The sequence below is a fragment of the Parasphingorhabdus litoris DSM 22379 genome (assembly GCF_020906275.1).
In the GTDB taxonomy this organism is placed as follows: domain Bacteria; phylum Pseudomonadota; class Alphaproteobacteria; order Sphingomonadales; family Sphingomonadaceae; genus Parasphingorhabdus; species Parasphingorhabdus litoris.
Genome location: NZ_CP086727.1, coordinates 3,273,271 through 3,287,988 on the forward strand (window position 1 = coordinate 3,273,271; position 14,718 = coordinate 3,287,988).

General features: G+C 53.5%; 11 protein-coding genes. 8 read left to right on the forward strand and 3 right to left on the reverse strand.

The window, feature by feature from the left end; all coding sequences use genetic code 11:
* Positions 1-28: 28 nt before the first annotated feature.
* Together BS29_RS15900 and BS29_RS15905 are read right to left on the reverse strand one after the other, a co-directional pair.
* Positions 29-2,611 carry a TonB-dependent receptor gene (locus tag BS29_RS15900; protein WP_229954610.1) on the reverse strand — a complete coding sequence of 861 codons (2,583 nt, stop codon included), beginning with the start codon at positions 2,609-2,611 and terminating at the stop codon, positions 29-31.
* Between the two features lie 347 nt (positions 2,612-2,958).
* On the reverse strand, positions 2,959-5,433 hold the full coding sequence (locus tag BS29_RS15905) for a TonB-dependent receptor (RefSeq protein ID WP_229954611.1): 2,475 nt from the start codon (positions 5,431-5,433) through the stop codon (positions 2,959-2,961).
* 272 nt (positions 5,434-5,705) lie between these two features.
* Between BS29_RS15905 and BS29_RS15910 the strand changes: the two genes are divergently transcribed.
* From BS29_RS15910 to gpmA, 4 genes are all read left to right on the forward strand, one after another.
* Positions 5,706-7,616, forward strand: coding sequence for a DUF3604 domain-containing protein (locus BS29_RS15910; RefSeq protein WP_229954612.1), 1,911 nt, complete (start codon positions 5,706-5,708; stop codon positions 7,614-7,616).
* Positions 7,617-7,719: 103 nt separating this feature from the next.
* Entirely contained in the window at positions 7,720-8,559 is an 840-nt protein-coding gene (locus tag BS29_RS15915; RefSeq protein ID WP_229954613.1) for a peptidylprolyl isomerase, read from the forward strand.
* Positions 8,556-9,527 carry a HupE/UreJ family protein gene (locus BS29_RS15920; protein WP_229954614.1) on the forward strand — a complete coding sequence of 324 codons (972 nt, stop codon included), beginning with the start codon at positions 8,556-8,558 and terminating at the stop codon, positions 9,525-9,527. The genes BS29_RS15915 and BS29_RS15920 overlap by 4 nt, the downstream gene beginning before the upstream one ends.
* Positions 9,528-9,806: 279 nt before the next feature.
* Entirely contained in the window at positions 9,807-10,493 is a 687-nt protein-coding gene (gene gpmA, locus BS29_RS15925; RefSeq protein ID WP_229954615.1) for a 2,3-diphosphoglycerate-dependent phosphoglycerate mutase, read from the forward strand.
* Positions 10,494-10,503: 10 nt separating this feature from the next.
* Here gpmA and BS29_RS15930 read toward each other — a convergent pair whose 3' ends face one another.
* On the reverse strand, positions 10,504-10,983 hold the full coding sequence (locus BS29_RS15930) for a GGDEF domain-containing protein (RefSeq protein WP_229954616.1): 480 nt from the start codon (positions 10,981-10,983) through the stop codon (positions 10,504-10,506).
* Positions 10,984-11,310: 327 nt separating this feature from the next.
* Between BS29_RS15930 and purE the strand changes: the two genes are divergently transcribed.
* The 4 genes from purE to BS29_RS15950 are packed head-to-tail and all read left to right on the forward strand — an operon-like array spanning position 11,311 to position 14,716.
* Positions 11,311-11,811: a 5-(carboxyamino)imidazole ribonucleotide mutase gene (purE, locus tag BS29_RS15935; protein ID WP_229954617.1), complete on the forward strand. Its 501-nt coding sequence runs from the start codon at positions 11,311-11,313 to the stop codon at positions 11,809-11,811.
* Between the two features lie 9 nt (positions 11,812-11,820).
* Positions 11,821-12,891 (forward strand): 5-(carboxyamino)imidazole ribonucleotide synthase, encoded by a 1,071-nt coding sequence (locus BS29_RS15940; protein ID WP_229954618.1) that lies wholly within the window; start codon positions 11,821-11,823, stop codon positions 12,889-12,891.
* Positions 12,892-12,944: 53 nt separating this feature from the next.
* Entirely contained in the window at positions 12,945-13,439 is a 495-nt protein-coding gene (locus BS29_RS15945; protein WP_229954619.1) for a dihydrofolate reductase, read from the forward strand.
* Positions 13,436-14,716: a dipeptidase gene (locus BS29_RS15950; protein WP_229954620.1), complete on the forward strand. Its 1,281-nt coding sequence runs from the start codon at positions 13,436-13,438 to the stop codon at positions 14,714-14,716. The genes BS29_RS15945 and BS29_RS15950 overlap by 4 nt, the downstream gene beginning before the upstream one ends.
* Positions 14,717-14,718 lie beyond the last annotated feature (2 nt).

A 14,718-nucleotide genomic window follows, 5' to 3' on the forward strand; every position in this document is an offset into this window, starting at 1 on the left:
GACGAAATGCCCCCAAACTGTTTAAATCTTAGAACTTGCCGCGCAAGGTCAGGCCAAACATACGTGGTTCCTGAATGAAGGTCGAGCGTGAACCCGAACGCAGCACCGTGTTAAACGTAACACCGCGCGTCACTTCATTGGTCAGGTTTGTGACCCATGCTTCAATACCCCAAGCGTCATCGATATCACCGATACCAGCGCGCATGTTGATCTTGATCGTTCCATCCTGAACATCGAACGGATTAAGCGCGGCGGCATCAACAGCAGCCTGTACACTGCCAGCTGCAGCGATGGCCGCCGCATTTGGCACCACAATCGCTTGCGTCGATGTCCGGCGATCACTTTCGATCCGGATCTGGCCATTCACGAAGAATTTCAGGCTGTCACCAAGGTCGCGATCATAGGTTGCGCCCATGATACCTACCCATTTTGGAGCATTGGTTAGCGAGTTGCCGCACAGGCTCAGAACATTGGGTGAAGTTTGCGTACCGGCGCAATCACTAGGATATCTGGCATCCGTGTAGGTCAAGCCGCCGTTAATGGTGAAATTCTCATCCGGGCGAATGACAGTCTCAAGCTCGACGCCGGTTGATTTCGCGCTTGGCACGTTAAACGTGGTAAACTGGGCGCCTGTGAATTCCAGAACCTGGAAGTTCGTGAATTCTTCATGGAAACCAGCAACGTTCAGGGTGATCGCATCATCCAAGAATTTGGCTTTCAAACCAACTTCATAGGCATCCACTTCTTCCGAAGCAAAGCGCGGATCCGCGCCACCAGCAGCCGCTGTAGAGTCGAGGTTGAAACCGCCCGACTTATACCCGTGGGTAAAGCTAGCATAGACCGTTATCGGTGATGCAAATTCATAGCTTACCTTACCAGTGTAGATCAACTCTTCGTCGTTAAACTCGCTGACGAAAGGCCGTGGCAATGGGAACGGATTCGCATCCGAACCAATGGCTGGAGCCACAAACGCGAAACAACCCAATCCGAAATAGCTGTTCGTAAGAGGGTTGGCTGCACCGCCGGGAAGACCGCCAGCGCCAATCTGTCCCAAAGTCGCGGGGCAGAGATCATTGGTAATTGCGGGTTGAGAGAAGGAACCATCCTTGCTTTCATCCGAATAGCGCAAACCAACAGTTAGTTTCAGACCTTGCGCCACTTCCAACGTGTTATGCGTGAAGATCGACCAGCTTTTACTGCTCTGTGTGTAAGCATTGGTGGTCCGCACTGTCGCCGGATCAATGCCAGTCAATGTCTGCAACGGCGTTGCACCAGCGAAAATCGGACTTGCAGGGTTCAGCGTTGCACCGCCAGTACCCGCTGCAAAAAGAGCACCAACCAGACGGTCATAGTCTGCACCCAATCCAAAATTGGTAGACTGCGTAATATCCTCATCGGAATAATAGCCGCCAACCAACCAACTTAGTGCGCCGTCAAAAGCATCGCCTTGAATGCGCAGTTCGTGGGTCATGGTATCGATCGCGGTGTCACTGCCAGGCAGAACATTAAAGATATCAAGGCCCGAAAAGTCTGAATCATATGCTTCCTCAGCCCGATATTCACGATAGGAACCGATATAGATCAGATCCGCGCTGTCGCTAAGAGGAACTTCGACTTCCGCCGTGATGCCCCATTGATCGTTGGTTGGATCAGCCCGCAGATCGGATGTTGCAATCCGGTTGTCGACTGCGTCTTGCGCTGCCGAAATGTCAAACGGTCCGAGAGCTACGTCGGGACCTGCCATACCGCCGCGTGGACCAAGGCCTACCGCAGCGAACAATCCAGCCGTTTCAATACCGGATTGCAGCACTTCAATCGCAGCACAGCAGCTTGCCGTGCTCTTCGAATAGTCAGCGATCAAGCGACCGGATATGCCGCCCTCTGTTTCGAAGCCCAACTGGCCACGGATCAGATATTGCTCCGTATCGTTGGAATCGCCGACACTTGCGCCATTGCTATCGATAATATCGACAAAGCCATCGCGCTGACGATAAGCACCGGTCAAACGGAACGCGAGCGTGTCTTCGATAATCGGTGCGTTGATAGCACCTTGCACGTTGATATGATCAAAATTGCCATAGGTGGCATTTACGAAGCCGCCAAATTCATCCAGGTCAGGACGCTTGTTGGTGATGTTCAAAGCACCAGCAGAGGTGTTGCGGCCAAAGAGCGTGCCTTGCGGGCCACGCAGAACCTCAACACGTTCGACGTCTACAAATTCACCCAGAGCCACGCCCGGACGGGATTGATACGCACCGTCGACAAAGATACCGACAGCGGATTCAAAACCGATATTGTTCGATGTGGTACCGACACCGCGAATACGCAGAACAACCGTGCCAGACGCCGTTTGTGCGTTGGAGGTTGAGAAGCTTGGGGAAACGCTGCCGATATTCTGAACGTTGACAACGCCTTGTTGCTCCAGCTGCACCGGACTAACCGCCGTCACAGCAATCGGAATATCCTGAACATCTTCGGCACGGCGTGTCGCGGTCACGATGATGACATTGTCATCAACCGCATCTTCTGCGCCTTGATCTTGTGCGTAAGCGGGGACCGTCATCGCGCTTGTGCACAATGCTGCCATAAGGACGCGATTCAAACTCTTCATAACTATTCTCTCCCGTTGAACTCGCCGCTGCTTGCCATCTGTCCCTATAATTGGGGAAGGACAATGATCTTATTGCACCGGTTTCAACGGCATAGGTCGTTTAATCAGGCCCTTTAATCAAGGTGATATGCACATATTTGTGCAGAAAGTGGCAAGCCGTGGTAAAAATGTTACATTGAAAATAGCGCAAATCTGCGGATCACAGGTCAGCATAATTACAATCTGTGGTATAATTGATGCGATTGACACACCATCTGACGTGCTTTCTCAGGTCGGCAGGCAAAAAAAAGGGGCCGGAAAACCGGCCCCAATCATGCTGACGAAATGCCCGCTAAACCACTAAAGTTTTAGAATTTTCCGCGCAGCGTTAAACCATAGGTCCGTGGTTCCTGAAGATAGGCAGAGCGCGAACCAGACCGCAGAACCGTATTGAAGGTAACCCCGCGGGTGATTTCATTGGTCAGGTTATTGACCCATGCCTCTATGGCCCATACATCATCCTGGCTACCGATCCCGGCACGTAGGTTGATCTTTGTATTGCCATCTTGAACATCAAAAGCCAGCGGCGTCGGATCATCAAGATCCGCGGGATTGGATGGCTGTGTCGATGTCCGGCGATCACTTTCCATACGGATCTGACCGTTCAGGAAGAAATCCAGATTATTGCCAATATCCCTTTCATAAGTCGCACCGGCAATGGCCACAATATCCGGCGCATTCGTTAGAGAAGCACCACATAGATTGAGCACCTGAGGATCGGTCAGATCACCAGCGCAATCGCTCGGATATCTCGCATCCGTATAGGTAAGGCCCGCATTCAGAGTGAAATTATCATCCGGGCGAATGACGGTCTCTATTTCAACACCTGTGGTTTTTGCCTTTGGCACATTGAATGTCTGGAACTGAGCACCTGTGAATTCCAGAATCTGGAAGTTCGTGAATTCTTCGTGGAAGCCAGCGATATTCAAAGTAACTCGGTCATCAAGAAACTTCGCCTTCATGCCGATTTCATAAGCATCCACTTCTTCTGAATCAAAGCGCGGGTCGGCACCACCGGCAGCGGCAGTTGAATCAAGATTGAAGCCACCGGACTTATAGCCATGGGTAAAGCTTGCATAAATATTGATTGGCGCCGCAAATTCATAAGCGATTTTACCCGTGTAAATCAGCTCGCTATCATTAAACTCGCCATCAAATGGTCGCGGCAGGAATGCGAATGGGATTTCGGCATCTGTGGCGTCGGACCCGACAGCCGGAGCAAGAAATGCAAAGCAGCCCAATGAAACAACCGCCGGCGGCACCGCCGCTGGGTTGTTGGCAAAGGCAGCTCGGATACCGGTGCAAAGCGGATTGTTGCTGGCCGTTTGTTCAAACCCACCATCTTTGCTCTCATCCGAATAGCGCAGCCCCACAGTCAGTTCCAAACCATCAATAATTTCAAGAGTATTATGTGTGAACAGGGACCAGCTTTTGCTGCTCTGCGAATAGCTGTTGGTCGCTGTGACAACCGAAGGATCAACACCGCCGGAAAGTTGCTGCAGCGGGTTGGCGCCCAACGCACCACCAAGCAACGCACCAACCAACGCATCATAATCTCCGCCCAGGGAGAAATCGACGTCCTGATTGATATCTTCATCGGAATAATAGCCGCCAACCAGCCAGTTAAGCGCGCCGTCCAAGGCTTCGCCCTGCACTCTGAGTTCATGGGTCATCGTATTGATATTAGCGCGTGCCAGATCGACATCGAATATATCCAGCGCGGTGAAGTCGGAATCATAAGATTCCCGGCTGTCAAATTCACGATAGGAACCGATATAGATAATATCCGCACTGTCGCTGATCGGAAACTCGACTTCCGCCGTTATGCCCCATTGCTCCAGTTCGCCGCGCGGCTCAAAATTGGCTGAAGCGATCCGGTCATCTGCGGCCTGTTGCCCGCTATTCGGTTGAAACTGACCACCACGTGGGCCAAGGCCAACGGCTTCGAATATCCCCGAAGTTTCAAGCGGCGATGGCAAGAGTTCCACCGCCGAACAGCAATTGGCTGTACTTTTCGAGAAGTCACCAATCACCCGCACCGTCAGCCCGCTATCCCCTTCATAACCAAGCTGACCGCGAATAAGATATTGGTCCTTCTCGTTGGACTCACCAATCTTGCCGGTTTCATCGATAACATCAATAACACCATCCCGCTCGCGATAGGCGCCCGTCAAACGCAGCGCCAATGTGTCCTGAACAATCGGAACGTTGATCGCGCCCTGCACATTGATAAGGTCATGATTACCGTAAGTGGCGTTCACAAAGCCGCCAAATTCGCTGACATCGGGACGCACATTGGTAATGGTTAGCGCACCGGCAGACGTGTTGCGGCCGAATAAGGTACCCTGCGGACCGCGCAGAACCTCGACCCGTTCCACGTCAACAAATTCGGAAAGCGCAATGCCCGGGCGCGATTGATACACGCCATCGATGAAGATGCCGACCGCGCTTTCAAAGCCGATATTATTGGATGTCGTGCCAACGCCTCTGATTTGCAGCACAACACTGCCCGAAGCGACCTGCGCGTTGGAGGTGGAGAAGCTTGATGAAACTTGTGTAATATCCTGCACATTCACGACGCCCTGACGTTCCAGCTGAACCGGGCTGACCGCCGTCACCGCCAGCGGAATATCCTGAACATCCTGTGCACGGCGTGTCGCGGTCACGATAATGATATTGTCATCTACTGCCGCTTCTTCGGCGCCTTGGTCCTGTGCAAATGCGGGGGTTGCGATGGCCGTCGTACACAAGGCCGCCATGAGGACGCGATTCATACTCTTCATAATCATTCTCTCCAGTTGAACGTAACCACAGCAGAGCCATTTTGGTGGGGTGGGGTGGGGAATGGTCTTATGTGCCGTAGTTACGCTTGCATAAGTCTTTTAACTGGGCCATTAAATCAACCGGAGAAGCACATTCAGACGCAGATTAAACTGCGCTGTGATATTAGAGAAACAAGCGTTTCTCATCGCTGTACAGCCAATCGGCAAGGCAGTGTAAAATGAAGTGCGAAAGGGATGCGTCTGGTCAATCTGGCGTATGGAGGGGAAAAGATATGACACGCAATTTATGGACTCTGGCAGCTGTCGGCGCATTGGTCGCAGGCTGTTCCGGCAGTGACGATACGACCAATCCGTCGGACGTGGCTCTAGCGCCAGGCGAAACGACCGAACAACCCAATCCCGATCGCAATGTCTATTTTGGTGACCTGCATATCCACACGCGCAACAGCTTTGATGCCTATATTTTCAACGTGCGGACGACACCGGAAGATGCTTACAAATTCGGTATGGGCGAAGGCATCACCCATCCGTCCGGCTATGACCTGAAACTCGAAGGCCCGGCATTGGATTTCATGGCAGTCACCGATCACGCCGCCTATCTGGGTCACCTGCCCGCGATGGATACGGAAGGCACGGAAATATCCAAGCTGGAAATGGCCAAGGATATGTTCAGCGCTGATCCGGACAAGATTATAGCCGCGTTCCAGCTCATTGGCGGTGCTGTGCGCGATGGCCGCAAGATGGAAGGCGTCTATGATCCGAAAATCATCAGCGACGTTTGGAAAGCGACGGTCGCTGCGGCCGACAAATATTATAAGCCAGGCAAGTTCACGACCTTCTCCGCCTATGAATATACCGCCACGCGGGTGACGCAGGGAGAAGGTGGCGGTTTTGCCGGCGGCAATCTGCATCGCAATGTCGTATTCCGGGACGCAGCCCCCGACATGCCCTTTGGCACATTGGAATCGAGCAATCCGGAAGATTTGTGGACCTGGATGGACGAACAGCGCGCTGCCGGGATCGATGGAATTTCAATTCCGCATAACAGCAATGTTTCGGATGGCGAGATGTTCAAGCTGGAAACCTATAATGGCCAGCCGCTGACCAAAGCCTATGCCGATCAGCGGATGCGCAACGAACCGATTGTCGAGATCACACAGGTCAAGGGCACCTCGGAAACCCACCCGTCCTTGTCACCCAATGACGAATGGGCGGATTTCGGGATTTACGAATATCTGCTTTCGTCACAGATCAAGTCCAAGACCAGCAGCGGCGATTATGTCCGGCAGGCTTATGCCAACGGGCTGATGCTGGAAGATAAGATTGGCGGCAATCCCTATCAATTCGGCCTGATCGGTTCCACCGATACGCACGTCGCCGGCGGTTCGTTTGATGAGAAGAATTTCTGGTCCAAAATCGGCGTTGTCGATGGCACGCCGGAATCGCGAGGCTCCGTGCCACCAGGCGGCAAGAAAAGCTGGGACGGCGTGACGGTCGATCCGCGCGCGGCGAGCTGGTTCTCCCGCTGGGGCGCGTCAGGCTATGCCGCGGTCTGGGCCGAGGAGAATAGCCGGGAAGCGATATTTGACGCGATGCGGCGCAAGGAAACCTACGCGACCACCGGCACGCGCATCAAATTGCGCTTCTTTGGCGGTTTTGATTTTGATGCCGCCATGCTGGATGATCCGGAAATGGTATCCAAAGCCTATGCAAATGGCGTCGCCATGGGCGGTGATCTGTTGGGAGCGGGCAAGGCGCCTGGCTTTATCGTCTGGGCCATGCGCGATGCGATGAGCGCCCCGTTGCAAAGGGTACAGATTGTCAAAGTCTGGACCGATGGCGGCAAAACCAACGAAAAGGTTTTCGATGTCGCCTGTTCTGATGGCGGTACGGTCGATCCGGGCACGGCGCGCTGCCCCGACAATGGTGCGACCGTCAATCTATCCGATTGCTCCATCTCGACCGATAAGGGTGCACCAGAACTTAAAACCTTCTGGCGCGATCCCGAACATAAGGCGGGACAGCGCGCGTCTTACTATGTTCGCGTGCTGGAAAACCCGGTTTGCCGCTGGTCAACATGGGATGCGATACGTGCAGGTGTACCGCCTAATCCTGCGCTGCAAAAAACCATTCAGGAACGTGCCTGGTCTTCACCCATCTGGTATGTGCCGACCAAGGCCTGATAGCGACGCAATTTCGGCTGCGCTCACCCTGAGCTTGTCGAAGGGTCTTCGAGAATATGCTTCGACGGGCTCAGCATGAGCGCACTGAGTTTATGAGAGAAAAGTGACCAACCTGAAAAAAATCCTCCGAGATCCGATCGCACACTTCGTTCTGATCGGGTTGGCATTGGTTGCCATCAATCATTTCTGGAACCGCTATGAGGGTGAGCAGGGCCGGACAATCACGGTCAGTGCTGCGGAGATAGACCGGCTGAGCGTGCTATGGGCCAACACGGCTGGCCGCTTGCCGACCGGTGAGGATAAGCAGCAGATTATCGACCAATATGTGCAACAGGAAGTGCTGGTGCGGGAGGCCGAGCGATTGGGCCTTGGCGATGATGATACGATCATCAAGCGCCGCTTGGCGCAGAAGATGGACTTTCTGGTTAGCGGTGAGAGCACAGCAGACAACCCTTCTGATGCCGAACTAGAGGCATGGTTTGACGCAAACCGCGACAAATTTGCCGCGCCCGAACGGCGGAGTTTCGTGCATATTTATCTCAGCCCAGAAAAACATAAAAATGCGATTGAAAAGGTCGCAGCTGACGCTTTGCAGAACGTGCAATCAGGAACGGATTGGAAAAGCCTGGGCGATCCTTTCATCCAGAAGCGCAGCTATGCCGCGATACCGGAAAGTGAAGTGACCCGTCTATTCGGGCCGGATTTTGCCAGCGCGATCTTCAAACTGCCGGCCGGACAATGGAGCGCGCCCATCGGCTCCGCTTTCGGACTACATCTCGTGCGCATCGAAGCGATTGATGACGCGGCCGAAGCCAGTTTTGAACCGATCAAGGCAGAGGTCACCACCGCATGGCAAGAAGACCAGAGTGCCAAAGCCAAGCAAGCAGCGCTGCAGGAACTGGTACGCGGATATGATGTGGTGATTGAGGGTGCGGACGAGTGACAATCATACGGCTCGGTTTGCTTTGGGCTTTCCTTATCTGGCTCTGCAGTACATCAGCGGGTGCGCATGAAATCCGGCCAGCGGCTCTTGAACTAACCGAGCAAGCGGATGGCACGGTCGCCATTGCCTGGAAACAACCGATCCTGTCCGGCCGCAAACTCAAGATGCGGCCTGTGCTGCCGGATCACTGCCCGGTACCGGAGACCACCCGGCAAGAGATTTCTAGCGATGCGATCGTCGAAAGCTGGCAGGTTTCATGTCAGCTCGACAAAGGCCGTGTGACGATCGAGGGCCTCGACCGCACGCTCACCGATGTGTTTGTCCGCCTGAAAACGGCGCATGGCGAAGAAACCACCCACATCCTCCGTCCCGCCAATGCGTCTTTTGCCTTGGGCGATCCGGGAGGATCCCCTGCCAGTGCCTATCTGCAAATTGGTGCTGAGCATATGCTGTTCGGCTGGGATCACCTCTTGTTTGTGCTTGGTTTGGTGCTGCTCACTCCGGTGCGCAAATTGCTCTGGGTAATCACGGCCTTCACCTTGGGCCACAGCTTGACGCTTGGCATAACGGCGCTTGGCCTGTTCACATTGCCCAGCGAACCTGTGGAATTGCTGATTGCCCTGTCGATATTTTTCCTGGCTGTGGAAGTGGTGCGCAAATGGGCCGGCAAAACGAGCCTGACCATCCGCCGACCATGGTTGGTTGCGTTGTGCTTTGGTTTGATTCACGGTCTCGGCTTTGCGGGCGCGTTGTCGGATATTGGACTGCCCAAAGGGCAGGAAGTCTGGGCCCTGCTGTTGTTCAATCTGGGCGTCGAGATCGGGCAGATCCTGTTCGTTGGGATTCTGTTGACAGCGCTGTGGCTCATTACTCGATCGCCGGTTGACCAGCGCAAATGGGTTGAGATGCCGGCCGCCTATCTGGTTGGCGGGCTCGGAGCCTTTTACACGCTTAGCCGGATCCTTTGATCGACCGACAGCAGCAGCGGCAAAACCGCTTTCCTACATGATGGATTGTTCATATATTTGGCGCGCAATGATTGCGCTATTTCATCATCACCTGTGGTCACCAGACAGAGCATATATTCATCGTCACCAGGCTCGGTTCGTCGCAATTTCACCCCCATTTTGCGTAGATATTGTATAAATTGCTTCAGTTTTCTTGCACCCAATATGAACAATTATGTGGCTTGGCGGACCCCGCCTTCACCGCTACAGGTGCCTCAATAGCAAATTTAAGGACATTTTATGCCTCAGCTCATCCTTCTTCGTCACGGCCAGTCACAATGGAATCTCGAGAATCGCTTCACCGGCTGGTGGGATGTCGATGTCACCGAACAAGGCATTGAAGAAGCCAAGGCCGCCGGCCGCCTGATGAAGGAAAAAGGTATTGAATCGGACCTGTGTTTCACCAGTCTGCAAAGCCGCGCGATCAAAACACTCAATCTGGCGCTCGAAGAAATGGATCGGCTGTGGTTGCCGGTGGAGAAAAATTACCGGCTCAACGAACGTCACTATGGCGGACTGACCGGTCTCAACAAGCAGGAAACCCGCGATAAACATGGTGATGAGCAGGTGCATATCTGGCGCCGCAGCTTTGATACGCCGCCGCCGCCCATGGCCGCCGACAGCGAATATCAGATGACATCCGACCCCCGCTATGCCGGAATCGAAGTGCCTGCGACCGAGAGCCTCAAAGACACAATCGCCCGTGTGCTGCCCTATTGGAAATCCCGGATTGCACCGGAATTGCAATCCGGCAAGCGCGTGCTGATTTCGGCCCATGGCAACAGCTTGCGTGCCTTGGTCAAGCATCTGTCGGGCATTTCGGATGATGAAATTACCGGCCTGGAAATTCCAACCGGTCAGCCGATCGTCTATGATCTGGATGAAAGCCTGAACGAAAAAGAACGCTATTATCTGTCCGAACGTTGAGCGAGAGTTTTCAGGCCCCGTCTTTTTTGGATTGGTACATAGCTTCATCAGCCCGTGACATAAGCGCCGCCACAGTGTCTGTCGGTCCAACAAAACTATATCCAATTGCAGCGCCAATCAATATGGCCTCACCTCTGTAGACCAGATTGGCTGTCTTGATGCGGTCGATAAGCGCCAATATCTTGCGCTCCACCTGATCGGCATCAAGATTGTCAAGCAGCAGCGCAAATTCATCACCGCCAATCCGCGCGACCATGTCACAGCTGCGAATATTGTCTTTTAATATATCGGCGAGATTGATCAGTAAAAAATCGCCGGCCGCATGACCATATGTGTCGTTTATTACTTTTAAATCGTCGACATCGAGAAAGAGCAGTGCCGTATTATCACCATAACGCTGGCACCGCATAACCCGCTTTTCAAGGCTTTCGATGAAGAACCGGCGATTCGGCAGTCCGGTTAGAACATCATGATTCGCTCGTTGCTCCATTTCAGCAAGCTCTTCTTTTAATCGTTGGTTTTCTGATCGAAGAACAGCGCAGTCTTTACATTCTTGCTTGTCTTCACTTCTATCAATAACTTCACCGATCAATCTTTTACCCCCGCCGTGATACTAACGTTTACTATTATTTACTTTTTATTGTCATTTAGTTTGTCATTTATAGTTTAGTCAACAAAATTGATAGGGCAGAACTGTCTCATGACCTGTTTTGTAAAAATATAGGGAGAAAAAATCGTTCCGCGTCACTGCCGCATTGCGTGACAGACATTTCATGGCTAAACGAATTTGCTTCCGCGACACTATTCAGGTGCAAGCATGACCGAAGCTCCACAACATACTGAGCCGCAAGTTGGAATTATCATGGGCAGCCAGTCCGACTGGGCTACCATGCGTCTGGCTGCGGAAATTCTGGAGCAGCTTGATATCGCGCATGAGGTAAAGATTGTCTCGGCCCATCGGACACCGGATCGCCTCTACGACTATGCGAAATCAGCCGCAGATCGCAATTTAAAGGTCATCATCGCTGGCGCTGGCGGTGCTGCGCATTTGCCTGGCATGGCCGCGGCGATGACGCGCGTGCCGGTTTTAGGCGTGCCGATCCAATCGCGAACGCTGAACGGTGTCGACAGCCTGCTTTCCATTGCCCAGATGCCGGCGGGTATTCCGGTCGGCACTTTGGCCATTGGCGACGCGGGCGCAAAAAACGCAGCCCTGCTTGCCGCTGCCATATTGGCCAATATGGACGACAGCCTGGCTGATCGTCTTGACGCATGGCGTGCGGCACAAAGCGATGCCGTTGCCGAACAACCGAAATAGTCAGCAGCGATGACACCTCTTCCTCCCGGTTCGACCATTGGCATATTGGGCGGCGGCCAACTGGGCCGCATGCTTGCCGTCGCGGCGGCGCAGCTAGGCTATCGCTGCCATATTTATACACCGGACGAAACCAGTGTAGCGGCGGACGTTGCGGCTGAATTTACCTGTGCGCAGGATGACGACATTCCCGCGCTGGAGAAATTCGCCGATGCCTGTGATGTCATCACCTTTGAATTTGAAAACGTCCCGGTCACACCGCTAAACGCCATAGCAGACCGCGCGCCACTTTACCCGCCAGCGAGCGCATTGGACATCGCCCAAAACCGGATCGCAGAGAAGAAATTCGCACAATCCCATGGCGGCACACCAGCCCCTTTTGCCGAAGTGATTGACCTGGCCTCCCTAGAAGAAGCCATAAAGCAAGTCAGCACACCGGCGATCCTCAAGACCATTCGCATGGGCTATGACGGCAAGGGTCAGGTGCGGATTAAGGCTGGCGATAATCTTGAAACATGCTGGGATGCCATCGGGCACCAACCATCTGTGGCCGAGGGGTTCGTCACTTTCAGCCATGAATTTTCGGTCATCCTGGTCCGCGGACAGGATGGCGAAATCCTTTATTGGGACACGCCGCATAATGTCCACGAAGACGGCATCTTGTCCCTGTCATCCGCCCCTGCCCCGGCTGCGATATTGAAACATCAGGATGCGGCCCGCGCGCTCGCGGCAAAAATGGCAGAGGCCATGAATTATGTCGGCGTGTTGACCTGCGAATTTTTTGCCACTGCAGATGGGCCGGTATTCAACGAAATGGCCCCGCGCGTCCATAATAGCGGTCACTGGACGATCGAAGGCGCGATCACCAGCCAATTTGAAAATCATATTCGGGCCATTTGCGGATTGCCGCTGGGTGATACGGGGCTAGCTGCCGAAAAGGTCGAGATGACAAACCTGATTGGCGGGAATGCAGAGGAGTGGCAGGCACTGCTATCCGACCCGGCCAACCATCTTCATCTCTATGGCAAAGGTGAGAGCCGTCCGGGACGCAAAATGGGCCATGTCACCAGGCTGTTTTTCTGATTGGCCCGGTTTTTCCAATTTCAACATGGTTTGATCTGCGTTAGGCCCACCTTATGAACCATCCCGAAATCATTCTGATTCTAGCGCGCGCCGACAATGGTATCATTGGAAAAGATGGCACGATGCCGTGGCATCTGCCCGCCGACCTGCGGCACTTCAAATCACTGACGCAAGGCAAACCGATGATCATGGGCCGCAAGACTTTTGACAGTCTGCCCGGCTTGTTGCCCGGACGGCGCCATATCGTTTTGACCCGCGATACGCAGTGGGAAGCCGAAGGCGCGGAAGTGGTTCATGATGTTAAGGATGCCCTGAAGATTGCCAATGCACCGCATATCGCCATCATCGGCGGCGCGGAAATTTATCGGCTCTTTTTGCCAAAAGCAGATCGTATTGCCCTCACCGAAGTGCACATGGAGGTGGATGGGGATACCGTCATGGATGGCTTTGATCCCGCCATTTGGGAGGAAAGCGAACGAGAGCAGCATGACGCCAATCATGGCAAACCGGCCTTTTCCTTTGTCACGTTGAAGCGGAAACAGGCATGAAGAAATTTTTGGTGGCGTTGCTGACAATTATTATTGTGCTGGCCATCGGCTTTTTCACTTTTGCGCCGAGCATATTCGAAAAGCAGACAAACCGGGTGGTGGCCGATGCTTTGCCACAAATGAACCATGATTCCAGCGCCATCGAAACGCAGATCAACAAAACAGACAACAAAGCCCTGCCCATCATCCGGCCGGAAGCGCAGAAGCTGCATGATAGCCTTATGATTGTCGACTTGCACGCCGATACCTTGCTGTGGAAACGCCGAATTACCGATGCGGTTGACTATGGCCATGTTGATCTCAAACGGATGCAGAAGGGCAATGTCGGTCTGCAGATTTTTTCCAGCGTCACCAAAACACCAAAAGACCAGAATTATGATCGCAACAGCGCTGATACAGATAATATAACGCTGTTGGCAGTCGCACAGTTGCAACCCATCCGGACCTGGTTTTCTTTGCTGGAGCGCCAGCTCTACCATGCCCAAAAGCTCGACGAGACCGTCACCGCTTCGGATGGCGCCATGGTCGCGATCAGTACCTCTGACCATGTTAATGGCCTCGCATTGGCGCGATCCAAAAACGAAAAAATGATCGGCGCGCTGTTCTCTGCCGAAGGTCTGCAAACGCTAGAAGGGAAGCGTGAAAATCTCGATAAGCTCTACGATTCCGGCATGCGCATGGCGGGGCTCGTTCATTTTTTCGACAATGAATTGGCCGGTTCTATGCATGGCGAAGAGAAAGGCGGCCTGACCGACTTTGGACGGCAAATTGTACGCGATTTGGAAGAAAAGGGCATGATCGTCGATATTGCCCATAGCAGTCACCAGACCGTGGCCGACATTCTGAAAATAGCGCGCCGCCCCGTAGTTTCCAGCCATGGCGGCGTGCAAGCCGTTTGCGGCGTCAATCGCAATCTCAGCGATGCGGAAATCAAAGGCGTTGCTGCCACTGGCGGCATCATCGGTCTTGGTTATTGGGCCGGAGCCATGTGTGATACTGATCCTAAAAGCGTTGCCAAAGCGGCCAAGCACATCCGCGATCTGGTTGGCATTGAACATGCCGCACTGGGCAGCGATTTCGACGGCGCCGTGACGACGCGCTTCGATACCAGCGGTATTGTCCATATCACCCAGGCATTGATGGATGCCGATTTTACCGAAGCGGAAATTCGCGCTGTAATGGGAGGCAACGCCCTACGCGTTTTGCAACAGGGCCTGATACCGCTCAAAGATTTACCTAAACAAGCGGTTGAACAAACCACCGAAACTGGCCAATAGCG

What these genes read in the sequence shown, in the direction of transcription:
- BS29_RS15900 (WP_229954610.1), bottom strand. Translation starts at nt 2,611, where the DNA reads ATGAAGAGTTTGAATCGCGTCCTTATGGCAGCATTGTGCACAAGCGCG.
- BS29_RS15905 (WP_229954611.1), bottom strand. Translation starts at nt 5,433, where the DNA reads ATGAAGAGTATGAATCGCGTCCTCATGGCGGCCTTGTGTACGACGGCC.
- BS29_RS15910 (WP_229954612.1), top strand. Translation starts at nt 5,706, where the DNA reads ATGACACGCAATTTATGGACTCTGGCAGCTGTCGGCGCATTGGTCGCA.
- gpmA (WP_229954615.1), top strand. Translation starts at nt 9,807, where the DNA reads ATGCCTCAGCTCATCCTTCTTCGTCACGGCCAGTCACAATGGAATCTC.
- BS29_RS15930 (WP_229954616.1), bottom strand. Translation starts at nt 10,983, where the DNA reads ATGGAGCAACGAGCGAATCATGATGTTCTAACCGGACTGCCGAATCGC.
- purE (WP_229954617.1), top strand. Translation starts at nt 11,311, where the DNA reads ATGACCGAAGCTCCACAACATACTGAGCCGCAAGTTGGAATTATCATG.
- BS29_RS15940 (WP_229954618.1), top strand. Translation starts at nt 11,821, where the DNA reads ATGACACCTCTTCCTCCCGGTTCGACCATTGGCATATTGGGCGGCGGC.
- BS29_RS15945 (WP_229954619.1), top strand. Translation starts at nt 12,945, where the DNA reads ATGAACCATCCCGAAATCATTCTGATTCTAGCGCGCGCCGACAATGGT.
- BS29_RS15950 (WP_229954620.1), top strand. Translation starts at nt 13,436, where the DNA reads ATGAAGAAATTTTTGGTGGCGTTGCTGACAATTATTATTGTGCTGGCC.